The following is a 25574-nucleotide window of genomic DNA, read 5'->3' on the forward strand; positions in this document are numbered from 1 at the left end:
CCTCACGGTCTCCGGGCGAAGCCCGGCCCGCTCCGCGCCTCCCCACCAGCTCAGCGGCGTTCCGCGTGAGGACGAGAGGTCATGCCGATGCGCTTGTTAGCCCACCGCCATGTTGTCGATCAGCCGGGTCTTGCCGAGCCAGGCCGCCACCAGGATGCGGCCCGCCGCGTCGCCGATCGGACCCGGGCCCAGGCGCGACAGGTCGCCGGCCTCGCGGATGTCGACATAGTCCACCTGGCGGAAGCCGGCGGCCAGGATCGCGGCCCTTGCGGCGTCCTCGGCCTCGTCGATCCGGCCGCCTTCGGCCACGGCCTTGGCGGCGGCCTTCATGGCGTTGGGCAGGGCCACGGCGGCGGCGCGTTCCTCGGGGCTGAGATAGGCGTTGCGCGAGGAGCGGGCCAGGCCGTCCTCGGCCCGGGCGGTGGGCGCGCCGACGATCTCGACCGGGATGTCCAGGTCCCTGACCACGCGCTTGATGACCTGGAGCTGCTGGTAGTCCTTCTCGCCGAAGATCGCGACGTCGGCCTGGGATTGCAGCAGCAGCTTGGTGACCACCGTGGCCACCCCGCCGAAGAACTGCGGCCGCGCCGCGCCCTCCAGCGGCTCGGAGACGCCGGTCAGGTTGACCGTGGTCGAGAAGCCCGGGGCGTACATCTCGTCGACGTTCGGGGCGAACATCAGGTCGCAGTCGACCCCGGCCAGCAGCTCGGCGTCGCGGGCCTCCCCGCGCGGATAGGAGTCGAAGTCCTCGTGCGGGGCGAACTGCTTGGGATTGACGAAGACGCTGGCCACGGTGCGCCGGGCCATCGTCTGGCCCAGCTGGATCAGCGACAGGTGACCCTCGTGCAGCGCCCCCATGGTCGGGACCAGCGCCACGCGCTCGCCGACCGCCTTCCAGGCGGCGACCTGGGCGCGCAGCTCGGCGACGGTGCGGACGATCTTCGGGGAGGGGGCGGTCACCGCGAACTCCTGTGACGAACAGGCGTTGGCTTATGACGGACCCCGATGCGGGCGTCCACCTGCGACAATGGGTCCACAGGGAAGGGCCCCATGGATTGACGTCGCGACCTCTCAGGGCGTCTCCTGCGTGTTAATCTTTCATTGAGAGTCGCCGAGTCGGGCGAAAAGAAGGAAAGAAGCATGGCCGAAACGCGTGTCATCGTCGTCGGCAACGAGAAGGGCGGGGCGGGCAAGTCCACCATCGCCGTCCACCTGGCCACGGCGCTGCTGTACGGCGGCGCCAAGGTGGCGCTGCTGGACCTCGACCTGCGCCAATGCACCTCGATGCGGTTCTTCGAGAACCGCGACGCCTGGGTGGCCGGCAACAACGTGACCCTGCCCGTGCCGCTGCAGTTCCGGCTCAGCGAGGACGACGTCGCCCTGGCCGCCGCGCCGGAGGCCGAGCAGGTGGCCAAGTTCGAGGCCGCCTTCCTGGCCGCGCGCGAGGCCGCCGACTTCGTGCTGATCGACACCCCCGGCGGCGACACCCAGATTTCGCGCATGGCCCACGGCCTGGCCGACCTGATCGTCACGCCGATGAACGACAGCTTCGTCGACTTCGACATGCTGGGCCACGTCGACCCGGTGACCATGGAGCTGCAGAAGCCCAGCCTGTACTCGCTGACCGTCTGGGAAGCCCGCAAGGCCCGCGCCCTGTCGGGCCAGCGCCAGGCCCTGGACTGGGTGGTGCTGCGCAACCGCCTGGCCACCACCGAGGCCCGCAACCGCAAGCGCGTCGAGGACCGCCTGACGGCCCTGTCCAAGCGCGTCGGCTTCCGCATGGGTCCCGGCCTGCGCGACCGCGTGATCTATCGCGAGCTGTTCCCGTTCGGCCTGACCATCGCCGACCTCTCGCCCCAGGTGCGCCCGGTGCCCGTGTCGCTGCAGCACCTGGCCGCGCGCCAGGAGCTGCGGGCCCTGATGCATTCCCTTGGCCTTTCGGCCTATTCCGGGGAAACTCTGCTCGCCGCTCAATAAACGTGACGAGCGGCGTCGGGGACTGACGCTTCATGTTCTATCTGCTGCTGGGCGGCGCGATCCTGTTGTTCGTCCTGTCGGGACGCGCCACGCGCGCCCTGAAGGGCGACGGCTGGCGGATCGGCGCCGGGATCACGGCGCTGCTGGCCTTCGCCGGCGGGGCCTATGCCGGCGTGCGCAGCGAATGGCCGGTCTGCATCGTGCTGGTGGTGATCGGCGCCTGGAGCGCCACGACCGCGCGCCAGCGGCCGACGGTCCAGAAGGCCAGGCGGGAGGAGGGCGGCCCCAGCCTCACCGAGGCGCGGGCGATCCTCGGCGTCGGGCCCGAGGCCACGAAGGCAGAAATCCAGGCGGCCTATGCGCGCCTGATCCGCATGGCCCATCCCGACAAGGGCGGCACGGCGGGCCTGGCCGCGCAGCTCAACGCCGCGCGGGACCGGTTGCTGGACGGGAAGTAGCGCGCTGTCACGGCTCCATCGGGCGCTGCCCTAATGGTTGTCATCCCGGAAAGCGCGCAGCGCTTGTCCGGGACCCAGGTGAACCGCAAGACCTCAGCCCAGTCCCCTGGGTCCCGGACAGCCTCTGCGAGGCTTCCGGGATGACAACGATTTGAGTGGTTCGCCTAGACGGGTTTCCTGCGCGAATTTAGCTCGGCGACAGGACCATGCAGGGCTGGCGCTTGGCGGTGATCGCCCGGCAGGCGCCGCGGGCGGCGTCGGCCGTCAGGCCCTGGAACTGGGCCCGGAACGTACCGCCGGCCGCGCCTTCGACCGCGCCCTCGGCGTCGGCCACGAACTTGGCGAAGCGCGAGCGGACCAGGGCGATCTGTTCGTTGGCCAGGCTCTTGGACTTGAACGCCCCGACCTGCACGCCCCATTCGCCCTTGGCCTTCTTCGCCGGCGCGGGCTTGCCCTTCGCGGCGTTCATGGTGGGCGACACCTTGATCAGCGGCGGAGGCTTGGGGTTGTCGGTCAGCACGATCTTCAGGCCGGCCTGGTCGCCGTCGCCTTCCTCGGTCGAGGGACGCATGATCGGGCCGGTGGGCTCGTCTTCGTAGAGGTTGGCGGCGATGGTCGTGCGCTCGCCGTGCGAGCGGCGCTTGAGCACGTCGAAGCCGGTGGTCAGCAGGTCTTCCATGTTGTTGTCGCGCCAGGCGGTGGACGACCCGCCCAGGACCACGGCGATCAGGCGGCGGCCGTCGCGCACGGCCGAGCCGGCGAGGTTGTAACCGGAAGCATTGGTGTAGCCGGTCTTCAGGCCGTCGAAGCCGGGCATGTTGGTCAGCAGGCGGTTGTGGCCGGCGATGTAGCGGCCGCGGAACTCGAAGCCCTTGATGCTGAAGTAGGAATAGTACTGCGGGAAGTCGCGCATGGTGGCGCGCGACAGGATGGCCAGGTCGCGGGCGGTCGAGATCTGGCGGCTGTCGGGCAGGCCCGAGGCGTTGACGAAGCGGCTGTTGCGCATGCCCAGTTCCTGACCGCGCAGGGTCATCAGGGCCGCGAACCGCGACTCGCTGCCGCCCAGCTTCTCGGCCATGGCCACGGCGATGTCGTTGGCCGACTTCACGGTCATGGCGCGGATGGCTTCATCGACGCTGACGCTGTCGCCGACCGGCAGGCCCAGCTTGGTGGGCGCCTGGGCGGCGGCGTGGGAGGTGATCGGCACGCGGTCGGTCAGCTTCAGGCGGCCTTCGCTGAGCGCCTCGAAGGTGAGGTACAGCGTCATGATCTTGGTGACCGACGCCGGATAGCGCGGGCTGTCGGCCCGTTTGTCGTAGAGCATCTCGCCGGAATTGGCGTCGATGACGATCGCGGCGTACTTCGGTTCCGCGGCGTTCATCTGCAGATACGGGATCTGGGCGGAGGCCTGGCTCGGCACGATCAGGCCGCAGACCATGGCGCCGACGATACCCAGGGCGGCGAGAGCGGAGCGGACGGAAGTAAGCTTGGCGAACATGGGAATGCGTCCGTCATTTGAACTGAGCGGTTCCGCACCGCCACACGCGTGACCTTAGCATGCGCGCCGTCGCCTTTCTCTAAGGTAAACAACTGGTGAGCGATTTCGCCGCAGAGCTGGATTATTTCAAGGCGTTGCGGCGAAGCTTCGGTCTGACTTTGACCAGCCGAACAGGCGTTTCCGCTAGGTTATGGTGCGCTGCACAAAATTCTTGACTGCTGCACTGCAACATGAGACACCGTCGTTGTCCCAACGCATGGTTCGGTCCCCTTGTCCGTCGCCATGCCCCGCAACTCGCCAGGAGCCTCCCCCATGGCCGCCGCCGAAACCCTGAAGAACACCGTCGAGCAATTCAGCACCGCCTCGAACCAAGCGTTCAAGGACGGCGTCGAGAAGTCGCTGGCCGCTCTGGCCGAAGCCAATACCCACTCCAAGAAGAACCTGGAAGCGCTGGTCGCCTCGGTGACCGCCGCCACCAAGGGCGCCGAAGCCCTGGGGGCCCAGACCTTCGCCTATTCGAAGAAGGCCGCCGAAGACCAGGTCGCCGCCGCCAAGTCGCTGGCCGCCGCCAAGAGCGTGCAGGAAGCCGTCGAGCTGCAGACCGCCTGGGCTAAGTCGGCTCTGGAAGCCTACATCGCCCAGGTCAGCAAGGCCTCGGAGATCGTCTCGGCCTCGATCAAGGACTCGGTCAAGCCGCTGAACGAGCGCGTCTCGGCCACGGTCGAAAAGCTGCAAGCCGCCCGCTAAGGCGACAGGCTCCTCACCGGGCCAACGGATTGAAGGCCTGAGCCGGCAACGGTTCAGGCCTTTTTTCTTGTCCTGTCATCCCGCCGCGCTAAGCATGCGTCCAAGTCATTGGAGTGTGTGATGTCGAAGGTCGAACAGCGTCTGGCGGAACTTGGGATCGTGCTGCCGCAACCGGTGGCCCCGGTCGCCAACTATGTGCCCTTCGTCGCGACGGGGAACCTGGTCCACATCTCGGGCCAGGTCTCGATCGACGCCAACGGCGGCCTCAAGGGCACGGTCGGGACCGACATCGACCTGGAGACCGCCCAGCAGGGCGCGCGCCTCTGCGGAATCAACCTGCTGGCCCAGATGAAGGCCGCCGTCGGCGACCTGGACTGCGTCAAGCGGGTGGTCAAGCTGGGCGGCTTCGTCCAGGTCAGCCAGGACTTCACCGACATCCCCAAGGTCATCAACGGCTGCTCGGACCTGATGGTCGAGGTGTTCGGCGACGCCGGCCGCCACGCCCGTTCGGCGGTGGGCGTCTACAAGCTGCCGCTGGGCTTCTCGGTCGAGGTCGACGCCGTGGTCGAGGTGGCCTGATGCGCGCGCGGCCTCGCCCCGGAACCGAGGTGTTCGGCGAGGCGTGGGAGCGTCTGTTCGAGCCCGCGGTCGCCCACCGGGGCCTGTGGTCGCCGGGCGGCGCGCCCGAGAACTCCCTGGCCGCCTTCCAGGCCGCCTGCGCCGGCGGTTATGCGATCGAGTTGGATGTCCAGCTGACGGCCGACAACCACGTGGTGGTCTTCCACGATGACCACCTGGAGCGCCTGACGGGCGTTGAAGGCAAACTGCGCGACCATACGGCCGCCGATCTCCAGCAATTGACCCTGTCGGGCACGGACGAGACCATCCCGACCCTGGCCGACGCCCTGACCCTGATCGGCCACCGGGCCATGGTCTATATCGAGCTGAAGACTCCCTTCGGCGAGGTGGGCGAGTTGGAGAAGCAGGTCAGCGAAATCCTGCTGGACCACAACGGCCCGACCGCCGTGATCGGCTTCAATCCCTATTCCCACGCCTGGTTCGCCGAACACCAGCCGCAGATCCTGCGCGGCCTGGACAGCTACAACTGGGACGACGAGAACGCCCGCCGCCTGTCGCCCGAGATCCGCAAGTCGCTGGCGGCGCTGGAGCATGTCGAGATCGCCCGGCCGGATTTCCTGGCCCTGGGGCTGGACATGCTGCCCAGCGCCCGGGCCGACGTCTATCGCGCCAAGGGCATGCCGGTCATCGCCTGGACGGTGCGTTCGGCCGAGCAGTGGGAAAGCGTCCGCGACCATTGCGACAACCTGATCTTCGAGGGCTTCGCCGCGTGACAGCCGTCAAGGCGGAGGTGCGCGTCCATCGGCGCATCGCCGAGATCGGCCGCGACGCCTGGGACGCCTGCGCGGCCCCGCACGGCGATCCGTTCGTCAGTTACGATTTCCTGGACGCCCTGGAAGAGAGCGGCTGCGCGGTCGAGCGCACCGGCTGGGCGCCGCATCACCTGTCGGTCCAGGACGAGGCGGGTGGCGTGGCGGCGGTGATGCCGCTGTACCAGAAGTCCCACAGCCAGGGCGAATACGTCTTCGACCACAGCTGGGCCGACGCCTACGAGCGGGCCGGCGGACGCTACTATCCCAAGCTCCAGTGCTCGGCGCCGTTCTCGCCGGTCACCGGGCCGCGGCTGATCGTGCGCCCGGACATCGATGTCGACGACGGTCGCTCGGCCCTGCTGGGCGGGGCCCTGACCCTGTGCGACCGGCTGAAGGCCTCATCGCTGCACGTGACCTTCCCGACGGCCGACGAGTGGGGCTGGATGGGCGAGCGGGGCATGCTGCGCCGCCAGGACCAGCAGTACCACTGGTTCAACCACGGCTACGCCAGCTTCGACGACTTCCTGGCGGCCCTGTCGTCCAACCGCCGCAAGACCATCCGCCGCGAGCGCCGCGACGCCCAGGCCGGTCTGGAGATCGTGGCCCTGACCGGCGACCAGCTGACCGAGGACCACTGGGACGCCTTCTTCGGCTTCTACATGGACACTGGCGGCCGCAAGTGGGGGCGGCCCTATCTGAACCGGGCGTTCTATTCGCTGCTGGGCGAGCGGATGGCCGACAAGGTGCTGCTGATCCTGGCCCGCCGGCCGGGCGGTCCGTGGATCGCCGGGGCCCTGAACCTGATCGGCGGCGATTGCCTGTACGGCCGCCACTGGGGCTGCACCGAGGACGTGCCGTTCCTGCATTTCGAGCTCTGCTACTATCAGGCCATCGAGCACGGCATCCGCCTGGGCCTGCCAAGGGTCGAGGCGGGCGCTCAGGGGCAGCACAAGATCGCGCGCGGCTACCTGCCCAGCCCGGTCTATTCGGCCCACTGGATCGCCGATCCCGCCCTGCGCGAGCCCGTCGCCCGCTATCTGGAGCGCGAACGCGAGGCGGTGGACGCCGAGATCGCCATGCTGACCGACGAGTTCTCGCCGTTCCGCCAGGAGAGCTAGGTCAGTTCGACCTCGCCGACCTTGTCCTGGTAGTCCTTCTTGGGATCGCTGCCGAGCATCATCCGGACGCCGGCCAGCAGGCTGTGCTCGTTGAGCCAGATCTGGGCGTGGCCGGGATCGAAGCGCAGCAGCCGCAGCTTGGGATCGTCCTTGCCTTCGAACCAGGCGGCGACGAACGGATTCCAAAGGCGCTCGACCGTCGTGTGGTCGGTGTCGACCTTCAGGTGGCCGTCCACGGTGGCGAACAGGTCGTGGCCTTTCGAGGCGAAATGGATCTGCGCCTCATGGCCCTGGCCTGTGGCGACCAGCAGGTCGTTGTCGGCCGAGGTGAAAATCCACAGCGGACCGCTGTGGTCGCCCTCGAACAGGGCGGTCATCGGCTGGCCCCGGCCGTTGTCGAAGCCGGGCAGGCCCAGCATGACGGTGCGATCGGACTTCAGCGCCTTCCAGAACTTGGCGGCGAGATCGGCTTCCTTGGACATGGACATTCCTCCGTTCGCCACTGAACGGCGCGGATCGCCCGATGTTCCGGTCAGGAGGCTTCCCAGGCCGCCTTCAATAGGGCGCGGACCTCGTCGTCCACCTCGGCCGGCGAGGCGAGGGGCAGCTTGGCCTTCAGGCGCTCGGACCAGCCCTCGTTCTTCGGGGGCAGCAGGCGAGGGGAGGCGTCGGGCGCGACCGCCAGGCCCAGCACCGCCTTGCCGCCCTTGACCGGCTTGGCGGCGGCGAACTGGAACGCGCGGGACCAGGCGGTGAACGCCTTGCGCTGGCCGGTGACCAGGTCCGGCAGGTCGGCGACGGCCGCCTCCAGCGCCTGGAGGATCGCCAGCGCGGCGGGATCGGCCCACAGCGCCGCGCGCAGGGCGGCGGGATCGTCCCAGCTGGGATCGGCCGACGGGAAGGCCTCGGCCAGAATGAAGGCGGCGTGGTTCACGCCCAGGCCGTGGTGCTCCTTCAGCCAGACCTGGCGGGCGCGGGGCTTGGTCTCGGGGCAGGTCCTGGCGACGGCCACCCACTCGGCCAGGGTCTTGCCGGTGTTGCGCTCGATGCCCTCGCGCACCGAGGCGAACCACTTCTTCTGCCGTTCGGTCAGGTGCTCGGTCATGTGCGGAGGGCTCCGAAGTGATCGACCAGTTCAGCCAGCAGCCGGTCGCGGCCGCGGGCGGGGCGGTCCAGGTGGACGAAGTGGGTGGCGCCGGCCAGGGTCACGGTCCTGACCGACGGCGTGCGGGACGCGTCGGCCGCGAAGGCGTCGAGATCGGCCTGGCGGCTCCAGAAGTCGTGCTCCGCGCGCACCAGAAGGGTCGGCGCGGTGATCGAGCCGGCGTCGTACAGCCGCCGCCCACAGGCCTGGTGGAAGCTGTCCTCCAGCGCCCCGAGCGGCGCGCGGAACTTGGGCGGGTCGTGCCGGCCGCTGTCGGGATCGCCGGCCAGGACGGCCGGCGCCAGGGCTTTGGCGACAGCGGGATCGCGCCAGGCGTCCTTGTCGTCGGTCGGGATGTTGCGCTCCCAGACCCCGATCAGCGACGCGGCCGGATAGAGGGCGTAGCCGCCGGTCGCCGGATCGAAGCGGCGGGGCTGGCCGGGCTGGGCGAAGGCCGAGCCCGGACCCAGCATGGCGTGGACGTCCGAGCCGCCGTAGAGCGCGTTGATCGTCGCCAGGCCGGACACGGCCTCGGGGCGCAGCGACGCGTAGAAGCCGGCCCACATCCCGCCCGTGGCCCAACCGACCAGCCCGACCTGGCGGTTCTCTGCGCGTTGGGCCGCCAGCTTGCGGACGGCGTCGAGATCGCGGACCACCTCGAAGGCGCGCGACAGGGGACGGCTCTCCTCCGGCGGTCCGTCCATGGCGGCGGGGCGCTGCGAGCCGCCATAGCCTCGCGCGTCCATCACGTAGACCCGGCGGTTCAGGCGCCCGGCCAGGTCGCCGGCCAGCGAGCCGCCCTCGACGGGCAGGTCGAACGAGGCCGCGCCCGCCGCGCGGGCGCCGTGCACCAGGATCAGCGGCGCGCCGCGCGGGGCGGCGGGCCGGACCTCGCGCACATGCAGCCGGACGCCGTCGTCGGCGGTGACGAAAAGCTCTTCGCGACGGAGGCCTTCGGGCGCGGCCTGGGCCGGGCCGGCGGCGGCCAGGGCCGCTCCGGCCGCCAGCATGTCCCGCCGGGTCGGGCTCGTGGTCATTTGCGCGCCCCTCCCGGTTTGCTAGGTACGGTTCCGATCATGCTGGAGACGATCATGAGCCTTCACGGAAGCTACGACGCCGACAACATCTTCGCCAAGATCATCCGCGGCGAGATCCCGGCCGTGAAGGTGTACGAGGACGACCAGGTCCTGGCGTTCATGGACGTTTTCCCGCAGTCGCGCGGCCACGTGCTGGTGATCTCCAAGACCAGCCAGGCCCGCAACCTGCTGGAAGCCGAGGCCAAGACCCTGGGCCGGCTGATCGGCGCGGTGCAGAAGGTGACCCAGGCGGTGACCACGGCCCTGAAGCCGGACGGCGTGGTGGTGACCCAGTTCAACGGCGCCCCGGCCGGCCAGACGATCTTCCATCTGCACTTCCACGTGATCCCCCGCTACGAGGGCGAGGCCCTGGGCCGGCATGGCGAGGGCATGGCGGATGTCGAGGACCTGAAGGCCCTGGCCGAGAAGATCAAGGCGGCGCTCTAAGCTGAACCTTTAGCCAAGCTGTGCATTGAGCGGTGGTAGCGGTAGCTTGGGGACGGTCAGTCCATGTTGGAGTTCGACGATGCGCCGAAAGGCCTGGCGCGTCTGATCTATGCCAGCCGATCGCTGAGCGTCGGCGCCGGCTTCTCCGACGACGTGCGGACGATCCTGCGCACGTCCATTCACCAGAACCGCATGAGCGCCATCACCGGTTTCCTGGTGATCGGCGAAGGGCGCTTCCTGCAGATGCTGGAAGGGCCCGTCGCCGAAGTCGAGGCGACGTTCGAGCGCATCCGTCGGGACGATCGTCACACCGATCTGGTCGTCATCGCCCAGGGACCGGCGGATCGCCGGATGTTCCGCGACTGGAACATGGCCCATCACCAGATCGTCGCGGCCGATCGGATGCTGCTGGCGACGGCCGGTCTTTCCGAGTTCAGGCCTGAGACGTTGGACGGGGCGTGGGCGCTGCGGATCCTGACCAGTCTGGGCGGTCGCCACCTGCGATAGGCCTGGGCTCGCAAGCCCGGCTTGCAGTCAAGCTTGGCCGCGCCTTAGATGCTCGCGGGGGAATCGCGTGCGTCTTCATCCGGTGACATGGCTGATCGTCCTGGCCGCGGGCTTGAGCCTGTCGGCGGACCTGATCCTGTGGACGTGGGTCGCGCGATCCGCTCTCGAGTGGGCGTCGTCGGCCGACGGTCCGGCCTTGTCGGCGATGACCTGGCTCCGGGCCCTGGGGCCCTCGATGGCCTGGCAGATCAAGATCAGCGCGGGAACCCTGGAAATGCTCGGAACGGCCGTCCTGGTCGAGGGGCTGTCCCGCATCCATCGGCGCCTTCGGGCGCGCAACGCCGTCCCGTTCGAAGGGGGAGCCCATGGCCCTAGATGATCCCGCGCCGGCCGAGCGCATCGGCGTGCTGCTGGGGCGGCTGCACCCGATCACCCGGCTGATCATCGCCGCCGGCGTGCTGCACCTGTGCGGCGACCTGCTGGCGGGCGCGATGAACCTGCTCCAGTATCGCGACATGGTCCTGACGGGCAGCGAGGCTTCCCTGGCCCGGGTGCTGGCCGACATCGCCCACGGCGTGGCCTACGGGCTGTCGTTCTTCGGCACCGCCGCGACGGTGGAGTTCCTGGTCCGCATCTGGGGCGAGGTGAAGGCGATGCGCGGGCAGGGCGACAAGGCCGGCTGAGGTCGAGCTTTAGTGCCCCAGCTTGATGATGGCCGTGGCCAGGCCGACGATCGCGGTCACGCCGCCTAGGAAGGTCAGGCTCTGGGACCGAAGCTTGTCGTTCAGTTCGACGAGGATCTGGGTCTTGGTGATGGCCAGGTCCGCCTTGAGCGCCTGGATGTCCATCTTGGTCGCATGGGCGAGTTCGGTGAGGTCGGCCTTTGTAGCCATATTGGCGAGGTCAGCTTTCGTCGCCGTGTCGGCCTTGGTCGCCAGCCCGCTGATGTCCGGGAACTGCGCGGTCGACTGCACCAGTTCGACGATCGCCTCGGCCGCGCGCTCTTCCAGCCCCGCGTCGCGGAGGCGTCTCGTGGCGCCGAGGGTGTCGAAGGCGACGGTCATGCGATCAACCTAATCGCGTGTTCTCGTTTTATCCAATCGTTTTCCGCGACCGATGGTCCGATAGCAAAGAGGCCCGGATCGCTCCGGGCCTCTCGCTGTCCTACTCGGTGAGGGCCGGTTCGGCCTCGTCTTCCTTGGCCGCCTTGCCGGGCTTTTCCGGATTGGGCTCGATCTCGAAGGCGATCTTGCCGTTCTCAAGCACCACCTTGACGTGGCCGCCGCGGACCAGGCGTCCGAACAGGATGTCGTCGGCCAGCGGCTTCTTGATGTGCTCCTGGATGACCCGCGCCAGGGGGCGGGCGCCGTAGAGCTCGTCGAAGCCGTTCTTGGCCAGCCAGTCGGCCGCGTCGTCGCTGAGCGAGATCGTGACGTTCCGGTCGGCCAGCTGGACTTCCATCTGCAGCACGAACTTCTGCACGACCTGACGGATGATCTCCGGCGTCAGCGGCTTGAAGGCCACCACCGCGTCGAGGCGGTTGCGGAACTCCGGCGTGAACAGGCGCTTGAGGGCAGCCTCTTCCTCGCCCTGCACCTTGTCGCGGCCGAAGCCGATCGACTGGCGCTGGGCGTCCGAAGCGCCGGCGTTGGTGGTCATGATCAGGATGACGTTCCTGAAGTCGACCTTCTTGCCGTTGCTGTCGGTCAGCACCCCGTGGTCCATGACCTGGAGCAGGATGTTGTAGACGTCCGCGTGCGCCTTCTCGATCTCGTCCAGCAGCACCACGGCGTGCGGGTGCTGGTCGACGGCGTCGGTCAGCTGGCCGCCCTGATCGTAGCCGACATAGCCGGGAGGAGCCCCGATCAGGCGGCTGACGGTGTGGCGCTCCATGTATTCCGACATGTCGAACCGGATCATCTCGATCCCGAGGGTCGAGGCCAGCTGCTTGGCGGCTTCGGTCTTGCCGACGCCGGTCGGGCCGCTGAACAGGTAGCTGCCGATCGGCTTGTCCGGGTCGCGCAGACCGGCCCGGGCCAGCTTCATGGCCGAGGACAGCTGGGTCAGCGCCTCGTCCTGGCCGAACACGGCGCGCTTCAGGTCCGCTTCCAGCTCGCGCAGGGACTCGGTGTCGGACTTCGAAACCGACTTCGGCGGGATCCGGGCGATCTTGGCCACGACGGCCTCGATCTCCTTGACGCCCAGCACCTTCTTGCGGCGGCCTTCCGGCAGCAGCATCTGGCCCGCGCCCGCCTCGTCGATCACGTCGATCGCCTTGTCGGGCAGCTTGCGGTCGGTGATGTACTTGGCCGACAGCTCGACGGCGACCTTCAGGGCGTCGTTGGTGTACTTCAGCTTGTGGAAGTCCTCGTAGTAGCTCTTCAGCCCCTTGAGGATCTTGATGGTGTCTTCCACCGTCGGCTCGTTGACGTCGATCTTCTGGAAGCGACGGACCAGGGCCCGATCCTTCTCGAAGTGCTGACGGAACTCCTTGTAGGTGGTCGAGCCCATGCACCGCAGGGTGCCCGAGGCCAGGGCCGGCTTCAGGAGGTTGGAGGCATCCATGGCCCCGCCCGAGGTGGCGCCGGCGCCGATCACCGTGTGGATCTCGTCGATGAACAGCACCGCGTTCGGGTGGTTCTCCAGTTCCTTGACCACCTGCTTGACGCGTTCCTCGAAGTCGCCGCGATAGCGGGTGCCGGCCAGCAGCGCGCCCATGTCGAGCGAGTAGATGGTGGCTTCCGCCAGGACTTCGGGGACCTGGTGGGTGATGATCTTGCGGGCCAGGCCTTCGGCGATGGCGGTCTTGCCGACGCCGGGCTCGCCCACCAGCAGCGGGTTGTTCTTGGTGCGACGGCACAGGATCTGGATCGCGCGTTCCACTTCGTTCGCGCGGCCGATCAGCGGGTCGACCTTGCCCTGGCGGGCCTTCTCGTTGAGGTCGACGCAGTAGGCCTCGAGCGCCTCGCCGCCGGTCTTGGCGTTGGGCTTCTCGACGTCTTCCTCGACCGCCGCGCCCTTGGCCGTCTTCGGCTCGGACGCACCCGCCTTCTTGGCGATGCCGTGGGCGATGAAGTTGACCGCGTCGTAGCGGGTCATGTCCTGCTCTTGCAGGAAGTAGGCGGCGTGGCTCTCGCGTTCGGAGAAGATGGCGACCAGCACGTTGGCGCCGGTCACTTCCTCGCGACCCGAGGACTGGACGTGGATCACCGCGCGCTGGATCACGCGCTGGAAGCCCGCCGTGGGCTTGGCGTCGTCCTCGTCGTCGACGACCAGCGAGGCCAGTTCGACGTCGAGATAGTTCACGAGGCTCTTCTTGAGAGCGTTGAGGTCCACGTCGCAGGCGCGCATGACGCCGGCCGCGTCGTCATCGTCGGTCAGCGACAGCAGCAGGTGTTCAAGCGTGGCGTATTCGTGCTTGCGCTGATTGGCGTAAGCGACGGCGCGATGCAGGGATTCTTCAAGTGGGCGCGAAAAAGAGGGCAAGGGGGGCTCCTCAATCCTTTTCCATGGTGCACTGCAGGGGGTGCTGATGCCTGCGCGCCGAGTCGATCACTTGCGCGACCTTGGTCTCGGCAACTTCGTAGGTGAAAACGCCGCAAACGCCGACGCCATGCTGATGAACGTGCAGCATGATCCGGGTCGCATCTTCGCGCGACTTGTTGAAGAAACGTTCAAGTACGTAAACGACGAACTCCATCGGAGTGTAGTCGTCGTTCAAGATCAGTACGCGATAAAGCGAAGGCTTTTGTGTCTTCGGCTTCACTTCCGTGATGACCGAAGAGCCCGCGCCGTTGTTTTGTCCGCCTTGCTTTCGCTCGGCCATTGACCGCTCTCTCCCGGCGGGCCGAACCACCCGCCTTACATGGATTAGATATGGAAACGCGGCAGCATTGGAAGAGGCTGCCGCGTGGCTGCGCCGCTTTAACACAGGGGCGCCGCTCAAAGTGGCTTCTCGCTTGGGATAGCGGCGACACGGGCTTGGGGGCGTCACCGGCGAGGTGCGCAGATGGGGGGCGTTTTGGCGCGGCGCAAGGGGCGGGAAGGGCGACTCAGTCGAGGTTGTGGCGGCGAACACTTGCCCCCTACGGACCGCTTCGCGGTCGTCTTCCCCCAAAGGGGGAAGAGCGCTCCGGCGCGAAGACTCCGCCCCCTATGGGGGCGGACAGACGGCGAAGCCGTCAGGTGGGGGCAAGTGGGTGTGATCCCACGCCCCGCTTTGACGCTACCCCAGCTTCACCAGCATCTTCCCCAGGTTCTCGCCGGTGAACAGCTTGATGAAGGCGTCCGGCGCGCGCTCGACGCCTTGCTCGACCGTCTCGTTCCACTTGATCTTGCCCGACGAAATCCAGCCGGACATGTCGGCGATGAACTGCGGCGCCAGGTCGTAGTGGTTGGAGACGATGAAGCCTTCCAGCCGCAGGCTCTTGCCGACGATCTGGGCGACGTTCCACGGGCCGGTCGGCTTTCCGGTCTCGTTGTACTGCGAGATCATCCCGCACACGGCGAAGCGGGCGAAGGTGCGGGCCGAGTTGAGGGCGGCTTCCAGGTGCACGCCGCCGACGTTCTCGAAATAGACGTCAATGCCCTTGGGCGCGACCTTCTCCAGCTCGGCCACCACGTCGGGCGTGGCCTTGTAGTCGATCACGTGGTCGACGCCGATGCTCTTGAGGAAGGCCACCTTCTCCGGTCCGCCGGCCGAGCCGATCACGGTGTGGCCCTTCAGCTTGGCGATCTGGCAGACCACCGAGCCCACCGCGCCGGCGGCGGCCGAGACGAACACCACGTCGCCCTCCTTCAGCGCCGCGATGCGCAGCAGGCCGACATAGGCGGTCAGGCCCGGCATGCCGGCCACGCCCAGGAAGGTCTGGGGCGGCAGGCCGTGGGTGTCGATCTTGGTCACCGCGCCCATGCCGCCGGCGGCCAGGGCCTTGGGCGAGACGTTGAAGACCTCGCGCCAGCCGAACATCGTCGAGACGATGTCGCCCACCTTGTAGTCCGGGTCGTTCGAGGCGGTGACCTCGCCGATCGCGCCGCCCTGCAGCGCCTTGCCCAGCTCGAACGGCGGCACGTAGCTCTTCCGGTCGGTCATGCGGCCGCGCATGTACGGGTCGACCGACATCCACAGGTTCTTGACCTGGATCTCGCCATCGCCCGGCGCGCCGACCTCGACGCTGGCCAGTTCGAAGTTCTCGTGGGCCGGGACGCCGACGGGGCGGCTCTTCAGACGGATTTCGCGCGACGTGACCATGGCCTTGCCTCCCAACCCCGCTCATCGGGGTGCGTTGTTTAAACGAACGTTTAGACCGGTCTTCGCCGAGGCTCCAGTGCTTCCCGCAGGAAAGCGAACACGATAGACAGCGGCCATGACCCAGGATGTTCTGAAAGCGGGCGTCGTCGGCGCCGGGGTGTTCGGCGGCTACCACGCCAAGAAGTATGTGGAGCTGGACGGCGTCGAGCTGGTCGCGGTGTTCGACATAGACCTGGAACGGGCCAAGGCCCTGGCCGAGCCCTTGGGGGCCCAGGCCTTCGACGACCAGGCCGCCTTCCTGGCCGCGGTCGACGTGGTCACCGTCGCCACCCCCGCCGTGCATCACGCCAAGGCGGGCCTGGCGGCGCTGAAGGCCGGCAAGCCGGTCTATTCCGAAAAACCCCTGGCCGTGACGCCGGACGACGCCGACGCCCTGGTCGCCGCCGCCGCCAAGGCCGGCGTGCCGCTGGCCTGCGGTCACCAGGAGCGCGTGGTGTTCCAGGCCATGGGTCTGCTGGACATTCCCGAGCAGCCGCTGCGCCTGGAAGCCGTGCGCCGGGGCACGCCCTCGGACCGCAACCTCGACGTCTCGGTGGTGCTGGACCTGATGATCCACGACATCGACCTGGCCCTGGCCCTCTGCGACGGCGAGCCGGTGGCGGTGGAAGGCGAGGGGGCGATCACCCGCTCCACCTCGCTCGATTGGGTCAAGGCCGAGGCCACCTTCGACAACGGCTTCACCGCCGTGTTCGACAGCTCGCGCGTGGCCGAGGCCCGCGAGCGGACGATGAAGGTGGTCTACCCCTCCGGCGAGGTCGAGATCGACTTCCTGGCCCGCACCTTCCGCAACACCACCCCGTTCCCGCTGATCGAGAACTTCAACGACACCCCGGCCGGCAAGGATCCGCTGGGCCAGAGCGTGGCCGGCTTCCTGAAGGCCGTGCGCGGGGAAGCGCCGCGTCCGGTGGTCACCGGCGAGGAGGCGGCCCGGGCGCTGGACCTGGGCCTGGCCGTGGAGCAGGCGGCGGGAGGCTAGGGGTATCCAACACCCCCCATCGTTGTCATCCCGGAAAGCGCGGAGCGCTTGTCCGGGACCCAGGTGAACCGCAAAGCATCTGCCCAGTCCCCTGGGTCCCGGACAGCCTCTGCGAGGCTTCCGGGATGACAACCTTTTGAGAAGCGCCGCACTACCTCGGCGCCACCTTCACCAGCACCACGTCGTTGGCCCGCATCGTCACCGCCACGCTGGCCGCGCCCGTCTTGCCGATCGTCAGTGCTCGCGTCTCGGGCTTGTCCGTCGTCAGGGCGTTCAGGTCGCGCACCTGCTGCTCGGTCAGCGTCTTGGGCGAGCCCAGCTCCAGATAGGCGGTGTAGGCGTCGTTGGTCTTGAAGCCGGTGCGGAAGATCTGGACGTCGTAGCGGCCGGGCTTGAGGCCCTTGAGGTCCAGGCTGACCGGCTCGACATCCACGGTGGGCTGGACCTTGGTGTAGTAGGGGCGATTGCTGACCGTCTGGACCGGCTGGCGGAAATCCCAGACCAGGGCCTGGACGCCGCCGGCGTCGGCGGTGGCCCAGGTCTGGGCGTCGGCGACCTTCACGGCCTTGTCGCCCAGCTGGTTCAGGTACTTGTAGGCGAACCAGGCCGGCTTGCGGATGCCCTGCGGGTTCATCAGGCCGAAGCCGCCCTCGAACGGTGCGGTGGGCGGGCCGGGTTCTTCGAACAGGTCGCTGTAGGTCCAGTAGCTCATGCCCTGCAGCTGGCCCTCGCTGCCCTTGAGCTTGGAGAGGATGTAGGGCGCGCTGACATAGGAGTCGTGCACCGGGTCGCGCGGCGTGTAGCTGGTGCTCCACTCGGTGAAGTACAGCGGCAGGCCGGGCTTGAACGAGGCCTCGATCTCGCGGCGCACCCGGCGGATGTCGCCGACGATGGCGTCCTGCGAGGGTGACAGCTTGGTGTCGCTCTTGCCGTTCTCGTCCAGGAAGCCGCCGTCCACGCCGTAGGTGTGGGTGGTGATGAAGTCGACCGGCGCGCCCGAGGCCTGGACGTGGCTCAGGAACTCCGGCGTCCAGGCCGCGCCGGCCGTCGAGGGGCCGCCGACCCGCAGCGCCGGATCGATCGCCTTGATGGTGTGGGCGGTCAGGTCATAGAGCTCGAAATAGGCCTTCTGGTCGGCCTTCTCCCAGAAGCCGTCGAGATTGGGCTCGTTCCAGACCTCGAAATACCAGGACCGCACCTCGGCCTGGCCGTAGCGCTGCTGGATGTGGCGCACGAACGCGTCGACCAGGCCGGCCCACTGCTTGGGATCGGGGTGGGAGGTGTTGCCCTTCCACCAGAAGATCTGGTTGTCGGACGACTTCATGGCCAGGGGCGTGAAGCCCAGCTCGACGAAGGGCTTGATCCCCATGCCCAGCAGACGGTCGTACAGCTGGTCGATCTTGGTCCAGTCGTAGACCGGCTGGCCGTCGACCACGCGATAGGTCCCCAGCACGTCGTGGAAGATGCCGTGGAAGCGGACATAGCGGAAACCCAGCTCGTCGCGGGCCGTCTTCAGCTGGGCCAGGCTGTCTTCGCGCAGCAGGGTGCCGGGATAGTCCGAGCCGACCGACAGGTCGTAGAACCGGTCGCGCGGCGTGGTCGGCGCCTGGGCGTCGATGGCGATATGGCGGACGGCCGGCTTCTCCTGAGCCGTGGCGGAACCCGCCAGCAGCACGGCCAGGGCCGAGGCGGCGATCGCGGCGCGCAGGCCGATCCTGGTGGCGGTCGTCGTCATGGCGGTCGGTCCCTTCCTGGCGGTGGCCCGCCCTCGTCGTCGGGGCGGTGTTGTTGGGAGCGGTACCATTATTCCCGCCGCGTCGTACAGCCCAACGGCAAAAGGGCGGGGAGGGGTCTGTTCATGCGCGGCGACCGGGCTTACGCGAACCGTTCGCAATGAAACGAGCGCGGGGCGGCCGGTTTCCGGCAAAAACTCGGCGTCGAACTCTTCCGTCGCGCCGTCAGCTGAGCTAACCACGGCGCACTCTTTGGAAGGCGTACCATCATGACCAAGAAACCCGACGGCACCTGGGACAAGTCGCAACTCCCGAGCCGGCATGTAACCGAAGGGCCGGCCCGCGCGCCGCACCGCTCGTATTACTACGCCATGGGTCTTGGCACGCGCGAGATCGCCCAGCCGTTCGTAGGGGTGGCCTCGTGCTGGAACGAGGCCGCGCCGTGCAACACCGCCCTGATGCGCCAGGCCAACGCCGTGGCCAAGGGCGTCAAGGCGGCCGGCGGCACCCCGCGCGAGTTCTGCACCATCACCGTCACCGACGGCATCGCCATGGGCCACGAGGGCATGCGCTCGTCCCTGGTCAGCCGCGACGTGATCGCCGACTCCGTCGAGCTGACCATGCGCGGCCACGGCTATGACGCCCTGGTCGGCGTGGCCGGCTGCGACAAAAGCCTGCCGGGCATGATGATGGCCATGCTGCGCCTCAACGTGCCCAGCGTGTTCCTGTACGGCGGCTCGATCCTGCCCGGCCGCTTCCAGGGCAAGGACATCACCGTGATGGACGTGTTCGAGGGCGTCGGCGCCCACGCGGCCGGCACCATGGACGAGAAGACCCTGTGCGAGCTGGAGAAGCACGCCTGTCCGTCGGACGGCGCCTGCGGCGGCCAGTTCACCGCCAACACCATGGCTTGCGTGTCGGAAGCCATCGGCCTGGCCCTGCCGCTGTCCTCGGCCCTGCCGGCCCCGTATCTGGACCGCGACCAGTACGCCGTGGCCTCGGGCGAGGCGGTGATGCGGCTGATCGAGCAGAACATCCGCCCGCGCGACATCTGCACCCGCAAGGCGTTCGAGAACGCCGCCGTCGTCGTCGCCGCCACCGGCGGTTCGACCAACGGCGCCCTGCACCTTCCGGCCATGGCCCACGAGTGCGGCATCGAGTTCACCCTGAAGGACGTGGCCGAGATCGCCGCCCGCACGCCCTATGTCGCCGACCTCAAGCCCGGCGGCCGCTACGTGGCCAAGGACATGGGCGAGGCCGGCGGCGTGCCGATGCTGCTGCGCACCCTGCTGGACGCCGGCCTGCTGCACGGCGACGTCATGACGGTGACCGGCAAGACCCTGGCCGAGAACCTGGCCGACGTGGTCTGGCGCGACGACCAGGACGTGATCCGTCCGGCCAGCAACCCGCTGTCGCCGACCGGCGGCGTGGTGGGCCTGTGGGGCTCGCTGGCTCCCGAGGGCGGCATCGTCAAGGTGGCCGGCCTCAAGCACCAGGTGCACCGCGGCCCGGCCCGGGTGTTCGACGGCGAGGCGGCCTGCTTCGAGGCGGTGTCGAACCGCGACTACAAGGAAGGCGACGTCCTGGTCATCCGCTACGAAGGTCCCAAGGGCGGGCCGGGCATGCGCGAGATGCTGTCGACCACGGCCGCCATCTACGGCCAGGGCGTGGAGAACATCGCCCTGATCACCGACGGCCGCTTCTCGGGCGCCACGCGCGGCCTGTGCATCGGCCACGTGGGACCGGAAGCCGCCGTGGGCGGTCCGATCGCCCTGGTCCAGGACGGCGACATCATCAGCATCGACGCCACCAAGGGGACGATCGATCTGGAGGTCGAGGCCGAGGAACTGGCGCGCCGCAAGGCCGCCTGGAAGCCGCGCGGCCACGACTACAACAGCGGCGCGATCTGGAAGTTCGCCCAGCTGGTGGGGCCGGCCTATCTGGGGGCCACCACCCATCCGGGCGCGGCGAAAGAGACCCACGTCTACGCGGACATCTGAAAGAAAGGGGCCGGGCGGATCGCCCGGCCCCTTTTCCTTTCGGCCCCTATTTCTTGATCTTCTTGAAGTCCTTGTAGAACAGGTCTTCCGGCGGGCGGTCCTCGGGGGCCGGGGCGCGGAAGTCGTTGGGGCGCAGCAGGCCCTGGTCGAACATCGTCCGGCGCTGCTCCACCGCCGCGGCGGCGCGGGCCGAGGCGCTCAGCCGGACCGGCACGATCACGCCGCGATCCCGGTCCAGCCAGGCGGCGGCCTCCTGGGTGCTGACCACGCCGTCGCGATCGGTGTCGGCGGGCGTGAGGGCCAGTGGCCGCGTCTCGGCCAGGGCGGGCGCGGCGCAGCAGAGGGCGAGGGCGGAAGCGAGAACCAGACGCATCAAGGACTCCCCAAAGGCCAACTGGCAAGCTGACAAGGCATTTGGGCGGTCAAACGCGCGAGGAGTCAAACGGGATCAGTCGTCCAGGTCGAACGGCAGCTCGTCCTGGTCGCCCCTGGGCGGACGCGCGGCCTTGGAGACCGGCTTGTAGGCCTTTTCCGGGATCGGCGGCGGATCGTCGTCCAGATCATCGTCCCACGGAGCTTCCGTGGGGTCGGCGGTGGTGTCGATCTCGTCGAACAGCGGGGCCGTGGCCGCCGGACGCGCCGGCGCGGCGGCGGCGACCGCCTCGAGAGCCGGCGTATAGGGCTTGGGCGCTGGCTCGGGCTCGACGGCCGGCGGGCGGGTCTTGATGGCCGGCTCGGACGTCTCCGGAGCCTGGGCGGCCTTGGCCTTCGGGGCCAGGGGGCGGCGGACGATGGCGTCGGCGCGCAGCAGCCAGCGGTTGGCCTCCTGGATGGCGTCGGCCGGCGAGCGGCTCTCGCGGCGCTGCTGGTCGCCCTCCAGCCACAGGTCCAGCTCGAAGTCGGGGTGGCGCGGATCGTCGAAGATCAGCTTCAGGGTCACCTGGGCGGCTTGCTGGACGATCTGGTCGATGGCCCGGCGCGGCTCGCCCCGGAAGACGCGGCCGATCACCTGGCCGTCCACCGACAGCTCGGCCCCCATCAGCTCGTCGATGCGGTAGATCAGGCACCAGGCGCCGCTGTCCCACGCCACGGCGGCCTGGTTGGTGGTGAAGTTGAAGCCCGCGCCCCGGCCGCGGCCCTTGGCGACGATCACGGTCTCGGGCGCGCCCTTGAGCACGTGGCGCAGGGCGCGGCGGATCCGGCGCTCCTCGTCCATGAACCAGATGGCGGCGCTGCCCACGAAGGTCACCGCGGACGCCGACAGGGTCACGAGCAGCAAAAGACGCCAGAGTTCGCTCATGGGATCAGGCTAGCGAGAGTCCGGGTTTCCGAACAGTTGATGTTTCAAAGGGCCAGCTCGGCGACCACGGGAACGTGATCCGACGGCTTTTCCTTGTCGCGCTCGTCGCGGTGGATGACGACGCCGGCCAGCTTGTCGGCCGCCTGGGGCGACAGCAGCAGGTGGTCGATGCGGATGCCCAGGTTCCGGGGCCAGGCGCCGGCCTGATAGTCCCAAAAGGTGTAGCCGCCCGGCGCGCCGTCGGCCTGCATGTAGGCGTCGGTGAAGCCCAGGTTCTTCAGGGCCCGGAAGGCGCCCCGGCTCTCGGGCTGGAACAGGGCGTCGCCCAGCCAGGCCTCGGGATTGGCCACGTCCTCGGCCTCGGGGATGACGTTGTAGTCGCCGGCGATGACCAGCGGCTCCTCCAGCTTGAGCAGGCCCTGGGCGTGGGCGTGCAGCCGCTTCATCCAGGCCAGCTTGTAGGCGAACTTCTCGGTGCCGATCGGATTGCCGTTGGGCAGGTAGATGCCGACCATCCGGAAGGGCGTGGGCGCGCCGATCACCGCCTCGATGTAGCGCGACTGCTCGTCGACCTCGTCGTCATGCAGGAAGGGCAGGCCCTTGCGCACGTCCTCCATCGGGTGCTTCGAGAGCATGGCCACGCCGTTGTAGGTCTTCTGGCCGTGGACGGCGACGTTGTAGCCCAGGCGCTCGAAGGCCTCGGTCGGGAACTTCTCGTCCAGGCATTTGATCTCCTGAAGCACGGCCACGTCGGGCGCGACCGATTCGAACCAGGCCAGGACGTTTTCCAGGCGGGCGTTGACGGAATTGACGTTCCAGGTGGCGATGCGCATTGACGGCTCCAGTCGGCGGCGGGAGGCTAGGGCGCATGGGGAACGCGCTCAAGTCGGGGTTCCAGATTTCACGACGGAACCGGCGCTGGCTGCTGGTCCTGGCGACGCTGACCTGTGGCCTGATGGCCGTGCCGGGCGGGATCGCCGCGATCTTCACGCCGCTGGTCTTCGACGCCCCGGGCTCGCTGTACAATCCGGTAGCCTGGTTGGGTTTCGTGCTCTGCGCGGGGTTCTGGGTGGTCTGCCTGCTGGCCCCGCTGCTGGCCTGGATCCAGTGGCGGCGCGGCCGCGAGCCCATCGCCTGGGCCGCCATGGCCGCGCCGGTGGCCTGGGGCGCGGCGGCGCTGACGGTGCTGCAGCTGGTGCCGGGGTAAGGCGCTAGCGCGGAGCGTGCGCCGAAGAGGCGGCGGTCTGGCCGGCCTGGAAAGCCGACAGAAGATTGGTCTGGACGCTCAGGATCAGAGCGGACGCCGCCATGATGGATGCGATCAGGGTGATGGCGATGGTCCAGCGCGTCGCCCGATTGTCGGCCCGGCTCTCGGCCCTCAGCGAATTCATTTCGGCCTTCAACGCGTTGGCTTGCGCGAGACTGTCGGCCTTCAGGGATTTCATCTGTGCGAAAATCCCGTGATCGCCGATCAGGATGTCGGTCAGGTAGTCGAGTTTGCCGCCGAGTTCGACGAACCGGGTCTCGCCGCGCGCTTCCACGGCTTCAAATCTGGCGCTGATCTCTTCGCGCGTCATGGGGCTGGCCTTGCTTCCGGAGCGCGTCGAACCCAATGGACTCTTCGGAGCGGCCATCGCTTTCTGACCTCCGCCAGTTCGCCATTTGTTCTAAACCTATACGACCGAAAGTCGCGCGACGCAACCGCCTGGATTGAGTTCTCTCAGATCGAGAAGCTGACGCCGCAGCCGCAGCTGGACTTGGCGTTAGGGTTGCGCACCCGGAACTCCGCCCCCGCCAGCTCGTCGACGAAGTCGATCTCCGAGCCCTTCAGCAGGGCCAGGGAGATCACGTCGACCAGGGCTGCGGCCCCGTCGCGTTCCACCCTCAGGTCGTCGGGCTCGGCCGCCTCGACCAGGTCGAACCGGTACTGGAAGCCCGAGCAGCCGCCGCCGTCGACGGCGACGCGCAGCATCACCGGATGGCCTTCGGCCTCCGAGATCGAGTGGAGCCGGCGGGCGGCGTTGGAAGAAAGCGTTACGGCTGTGTCGGTCATGGCTGTGGAAAATCCATACTTCGCCTATATGAGGGCCTGCGCGCCCCAGGGAAAGAGGGCGATCAGCAAAGGCCTTCCATGTCGTCTCCCTTCTTCGTTCAGCGCGCTCCCTATGCCGAGGATCCGGCCAAGTCCCGGGGGCGGCGCTTCCAGGAGGACGAGAGCCGCACCCGCACGCCTTTCGCCCGCGACCGCGACCGCATCATCCACACCTCGGCCTTCCGCCGCCTGAAGGAGAAGACCCAGGTGTTCGTCGCCCACGAAGGCGACAACTTCCGCACCCGCCTGACCCATTCGCTGGAAGTGGCGCAGGTCGCGCGCTCGCTGGCGACCGCCTTGGGGCTGGACAGCGACCTGGCCGAGACCATCGCCCTGGGCCACGACATCGGCCACCCGCCGTTCGGCCACGCCGGCGAGGACGAGCTGCAGGCCTGCATGAAGAACTTCGGCGGCTTCGACCATAACGTGCAGACGTTCCGCGTCGTCACCGAGCTGGAGCGCCGCTATCCGGACTTCAACGGCCTGAACCTGACCTGGGAGACCCTGGAAGGGATCATCAAGCACAACGGTCCGGTGACCGAGAAGCTGGGCAAGCCGTCCTGGAAGGCGATCTCCAAGTACGACAGCGAATACAAGCTGGGCCTGAACACCTGGGCTTCGGCCGAGGCCCAGGTCGCGGCCCTGGCCGACGACATCGCCTACAACAACCACGACATCGACGACGGGGTCGAGGCGGGGCTGTTCACCCTGGACGAGCTGATGGACGTGCCGCTGATCGGCCCGATCCTGGCGGCCGTGCGCAGCGAGCGCCCGGACCTGGACCTGCGCCTGACCCGCCTGGAGGCCGTGCGCCGGATGATCGGGGCCATGGTCGACGACGTGATGGGCGAGACCCTGCAACGGGCCGCGGCCACCGGCGTGCAGTCGGCCGAGGACGTCCGCGCCCTGGACCACGCCCTGGTCGCCTTCTCGGTCGACATGGCCGAGGACCTGGCCCGGCTGCGCCAATTCCTGCACACCCGGATGTACCGCCACTGGCGCGTCAATAGGACGCGCAGCCAGGCCCGCCGCATTCTGGCCGAGATGTTCAACCTCTTCTTGGCCGAGCCCGACGTCCTGCCGTCGGAATGGTTCGCCCGGTCGCAGAACCGCGACGAGGCCGGCCGCGCCCGCGTGGTCTGCGACTACATCGCCGGCATGACCGACCGCTTCGCCATCGAGGAGCATCGGAAATTGTTCCAGCTGGACGTCTGGAACTAGACCAACGTTCACGGGCGGTTCTGGGTAGGCTCGGGCTTCGATAAACTAGGTCGGCGCGCGTCCGATTCGCTGTGAGCGATCCGTGCGCCTGGAAGTCTGGAGCCTCGACGCGAATGTCCGATCCCCACCGCGGCGCCTATACGCCGCCCACCGATGCGCCGCTTTCGTTCGATGCGCGTCAACCCGTTCGCGGCTCGCGGCCCCTGCCCATGACCCTGATCATCAGCGCCGTGGTGCTGGCGACGCTGGTGGTCGCGGTCATGCTGATCTATCGCGGCGGCGTGCGCGGCCCCAACGAGCCGCCGCGCACCGTGGGCGAGCCCGTCGCCCAGGTGAAGGCCGCCCCGCCGGCCGGCGCCGCCCAGCCGACCGACCCGGCCGCCGGCCTGCAAATCTACAAGAACGAGACCCCCGAGGCCTCGCCGACCTTCGCGGCCCAGCCGGAAGCGCCGATGGCCCGTCCCACCCCGCCGCCGCCCAGCGCGCCGGTCCAGAGCGCCGCCCTGCAGCCGGCCAAGCCGGCTCCTGCCGCGCCGGTCTCGGCCGCGCCCGCCGCGAAGCCGGCCGCCAGACCCGCC

At 68.5% G+C, this 25574-nt stretch carries 29 protein-coding genes and 2 pseudogenes; 15 read left to right on the forward strand and 16 right to left on the reverse strand.

What is annotated here, in order from left to right; genetic code table 11:
* Positions 1-96: 96 nt before the first annotated feature.
* A complete protein-coding gene (panC, locus tag WAE60_RS23635) occupies positions 97-960 on the reverse strand; it encodes a pantoate--beta-alanine ligase (protein ID WP_337689143.1) in 864 nt (287 codons plus the stop codon).
* Between the two features lie 180 nt (positions 961-1140).
* Between panC and WAE60_RS23640 the strand changes: the two genes are divergently transcribed.
* Positions 1141-1977 carry a division plane positioning ATPase MipZ gene (locus WAE60_RS23640; RefSeq protein WP_337689144.1) on the forward strand — a complete coding sequence of 279 codons (837 nt, stop codon included), beginning with the start codon at positions 1141-1143 and terminating at the stop codon, positions 1975-1977.
* Between the two features lie 32 nt (positions 1978-2009).
* Positions 2010-2435: a DnaJ domain-containing protein gene (locus WAE60_RS23645; RefSeq protein WP_337689145.1), complete on the forward strand. Its 426-nt coding sequence runs from the start codon at positions 2010-2012 to the stop codon at positions 2433-2435.
* Positions 2436-2622: 187 nt separating this feature from the next.
* Here WAE60_RS23645 and WAE60_RS23650 read toward each other — a convergent pair whose 3' ends face one another.
* The gene (locus WAE60_RS23650) at positions 2623-3933 is read right to left on the reverse strand and encodes a D-alanyl-D-alanine carboxypeptidase (RefSeq protein WP_337689146.1); all 1311 of its coding nucleotides are present in this window, start codon (positions 3931-3933) and stop codon (positions 2623-2625) included.
* A gap of 312 nt (positions 3934-4245) precedes the next feature.
* Here WAE60_RS23650 and phaP point away from each other — a divergent pair, with 312 nt between their 5' ends.
* From phaP to WAE60_RS23670, 4 genes are all read left to right on the forward strand, one after another.
* Complete coding sequence (gene phaP, locus WAE60_RS23655) at positions 4246-4680, forward strand: TIGR01841 family phasin (RefSeq protein WP_029916608.1); 435 nt, start codon at positions 4246-4248, stop codon at positions 4678-4680.
* Positions 4681-4800: 120 nt separating this feature from the next.
* Entirely contained in the window at positions 4801-5259 is a 459-nt protein-coding gene (locus WAE60_RS23660; RefSeq protein ID WP_029916599.1) for a RidA family protein, read from the forward strand.
* Entirely contained in the window at positions 5259-6032 is a 774-nt protein-coding gene (locus WAE60_RS23665; protein WP_029916597.1) for a glycerophosphodiester phosphodiesterase, read from the forward strand. The genes WAE60_RS23660 and WAE60_RS23665 overlap by 1 nt, the downstream gene beginning before the upstream one ends.
* Entirely contained in the window at positions 6029-7189 is a 1161-nt protein-coding gene (locus WAE60_RS23670) for a GNAT family N-acetyltransferase (protein WP_337689147.1), read from the forward strand. The genes WAE60_RS23665 and WAE60_RS23670 overlap by 4 nt, the downstream gene beginning before the upstream one ends.
* On the opposite strand, the gene WAE60_RS23675 is transcribed toward WAE60_RS23670, so the two are convergent.
* Genes WAE60_RS23675 through WAE60_RS23685 form a run of 3 tightly spaced genes read right to left on the reverse strand, consistent with a single transcriptional unit; the run spans position 7186 to position 9370 of the window.
* Positions 7186-7671 carry a pyridoxamine 5'-phosphate oxidase family protein gene (locus WAE60_RS23675; protein WP_337689148.1) on the reverse strand — a complete coding sequence of 162 codons (486 nt, stop codon included), beginning with the start codon at positions 7669-7671 and terminating at the stop codon, positions 7186-7188. The two genes, WAE60_RS23670 and WAE60_RS23675, sit on opposite strands and share 4 nt — an antisense overlap.
* 50 nt (positions 7672-7721) lie before the next feature.
* On the reverse strand, positions 7722-8294 hold the full coding sequence (locus WAE60_RS23680) for a DUF4287 domain-containing protein (RefSeq protein WP_337689149.1): 573 nt from the start codon (positions 8292-8294) through the stop codon (positions 7722-7724).
* Positions 8291-9370, reverse strand: a complete 1080-nt coding sequence (locus tag WAE60_RS23685) for an alpha/beta fold hydrolase (RefSeq protein WP_337689150.1) — start codon at positions 9368-9370, stop codon at positions 8291-8293. The genes WAE60_RS23680 and WAE60_RS23685 overlap by 4 nt, the downstream gene beginning before the upstream one ends.
* Before the next feature lie 54 nt (positions 9371-9424).
* Here WAE60_RS23685 and WAE60_RS23690 point away from each other — a divergent pair, with 54 nt between their 5' ends.
* The 4 genes from WAE60_RS23690 (at position 9425) to WAE60_RS23705 (ending at position 11046) form a co-directional block, all read left to right on the forward strand.
* Positions 9425-9856, forward strand: coding sequence for an HIT family protein (locus WAE60_RS23690; RefSeq protein WP_029916587.1), 432 nt, complete (start codon positions 9425-9427; stop codon positions 9854-9856).
* Between the two features lie 63 nt (positions 9857-9919).
* On the forward strand, positions 9920-10363 hold the full coding sequence (locus WAE60_RS23695) for a BLUF domain-containing protein (RefSeq protein ID WP_337689151.1): 444 nt from the start codon (positions 9920-9922) through the stop codon (positions 10361-10363).
* Positions 10364-10430: 67 nt separating this feature from the next.
* Positions 10431-10742, forward strand: coding sequence for a hypothetical protein (locus WAE60_RS23700; protein ID WP_337689152.1), 312 nt, complete (start codon positions 10431-10433; stop codon positions 10740-10742).
* Entirely contained in the window at positions 10729-11046 is a 318-nt protein-coding gene (locus tag WAE60_RS23705; RefSeq protein WP_029916581.1) for a hypothetical protein, read from the forward strand. Before WAE60_RS23700 ends, WAE60_RS23705 begins: the two co-directional genes overlap by 14 nt.
* Before the next feature lie 9 nt (positions 11047-11055).
* Here WAE60_RS23705 and WAE60_RS23710 read toward each other — a convergent pair whose 3' ends face one another.
* From WAE60_RS23710 to WAE60_RS23730, 5 genes and pseudogenes are all read right to left on the reverse strand, one after another.
* On the reverse strand, positions 11056-11427 hold the full coding sequence (locus tag WAE60_RS23710) for a hypothetical protein (RefSeq protein ID WP_029916579.1): 372 nt from the start codon (positions 11425-11427) through the stop codon (positions 11056-11058).
* A gap of 100 nt (positions 11428-11527) precedes the next feature.
* A complete protein-coding gene (gene clpA / locus WAE60_RS23715; protein WP_337689153.1) occupies positions 11528-13849 on the reverse strand; it encodes an ATP-dependent Clp protease ATP-binding subunit ClpA in 2322 nt (773 codons plus the stop codon).
* A 10-nt stretch (positions 13850-13859) separates the two neighbouring features.
* A complete protein-coding gene (gene clpS / locus WAE60_RS23720) occupies positions 13860-14189 on the reverse strand; it encodes an ATP-dependent Clp protease adapter ClpS (protein WP_007672483.1) in 330 nt (109 codons plus the stop codon).
* 42 nt (positions 14190-14231) lie between these two features.
* Positions 14232-14333 (reverse strand): annotated as a pseudogene (locus WAE60_RS23725) (hypothetical protein); the annotation flags it as partial.
* Between the two features lie 255 nt (positions 14334-14588).
* Entirely contained in the window at positions 14589-15614 is a 1026-nt protein-coding gene (locus WAE60_RS23730) for an NADP-dependent oxidoreductase (protein ID WP_337689154.1), read from the reverse strand.
* Positions 15615-15729: 115 nt separating this feature from the next.
* On the opposite strand from WAE60_RS23730, the gene WAE60_RS23735 reads away from it, so the two are divergent.
* Positions 15730-16650: a Gfo/Idh/MocA family oxidoreductase gene (locus tag WAE60_RS23735; RefSeq protein ID WP_337689155.1), complete on the forward strand. Its 921-nt coding sequence runs from the start codon at positions 15730-15732 to the stop codon at positions 16648-16650.
* 151 nt (positions 16651-16801) lie between these two features.
* Here the strand turns inward: WAE60_RS23735 and WAE60_RS23740 are convergent, their stop codons facing one another.
* Positions 16802-18385: a beta-xylosidase gene (locus WAE60_RS23740; RefSeq protein ID WP_337689156.1), complete on the reverse strand. Its 1584-nt coding sequence runs from the start codon at positions 18383-18385 to the stop codon at positions 16802-16804.
* A gap of 267 nt (positions 18386-18652) precedes the next feature.
* Here WAE60_RS23740 and ilvD point away from each other — a divergent pair, with 267 nt between their 5' ends.
* Complete coding sequence (ilvD, locus tag WAE60_RS23745) at positions 18653-20383, forward strand: dihydroxy-acid dehydratase (protein ID WP_029916570.1); 1731 nt, start codon at positions 18653-18655, stop codon at positions 20381-20383.
* 46 nt (positions 20384-20429) lie between these two features.
* Here ilvD and WAE60_RS23750 read toward each other — a convergent pair whose 3' ends face one another.
* The 3 genes from WAE60_RS23750 to xth form a co-directional block, all read right to left on the reverse strand.
* Positions 20430-20756, reverse strand: a complete 327-nt coding sequence (locus tag WAE60_RS23750) for a hypothetical protein (protein ID WP_337689157.1) — start codon at positions 20754-20756, stop codon at positions 20430-20432.
* Positions 20757-20831: 75 nt separating this feature from the next.
* Positions 20832-21683 carry a hypothetical protein gene (locus WAE60_RS23755; protein ID WP_337689158.1) on the reverse strand — a complete coding sequence of 284 codons (852 nt, stop codon included), beginning with the start codon at positions 21681-21683 and terminating at the stop codon, positions 20832-20834.
* A gap of 44 nt (positions 21684-21727) precedes the next feature.
* The gene (gene xth, locus WAE60_RS23760) at positions 21728-22516 is read right to left on the reverse strand and encodes an exodeoxyribonuclease III (protein WP_337689159.1); all 789 of its coding nucleotides are present in this window, start codon (positions 22514-22516) and stop codon (positions 21728-21730) included.
* Between the two features lie 35 nt (positions 22517-22551).
* On the opposite strand from xth, the gene WAE60_RS23765 reads away from it, so the two are divergent.
* Complete coding sequence (locus WAE60_RS23765) at positions 22552-22890, forward strand: hypothetical protein (RefSeq protein WP_156035874.1); 339 nt, start codon at positions 22552-22554, stop codon at positions 22888-22890.
* A gap of 4 nt (positions 22891-22894) precedes the next feature.
* On the opposite strand, the gene WAE60_RS23770 is transcribed toward WAE60_RS23765, so the two are convergent.
* Entirely contained in the window at positions 22895-23317 is a 423-nt protein-coding gene (locus WAE60_RS23770; RefSeq protein WP_337689160.1) for a hypothetical protein, read from the reverse strand.
* A gap of 86 nt (positions 23318-23403) precedes the next feature.
* Positions 23404-23736, reverse strand: coding sequence for an iron-sulfur cluster insertion protein ErpA (gene erpA, locus WAE60_RS23775; RefSeq protein ID WP_029916556.1), 333 nt, complete (start codon positions 23734-23736; stop codon positions 23404-23406).
* 78 nt (positions 23737-23814) lie between these two features.
* Here erpA and WAE60_RS23780 point away from each other — a divergent pair, with 78 nt between their 5' ends.
* Entirely contained in the window at positions 23815-24996 is a 1182-nt protein-coding gene (locus WAE60_RS23780) for a deoxyguanosinetriphosphate triphosphohydrolase (RefSeq protein ID WP_029916554.1), read from the forward strand.
* Between the two features lie 113 nt (positions 24997-25109).
* Positions 25110-25574, forward strand: a pseudogene (locus WAE60_RS23785) (SPOR domain-containing protein); the annotation flags it as partial.

Source organism: Caulobacter sp. CCG-8 (assembly GCF_037402475.1).
In the GTDB taxonomy this organism is placed as follows: Bacteria; Pseudomonadota; Alphaproteobacteria; order Caulobacterales; family Caulobacteraceae; genus Caulobacter.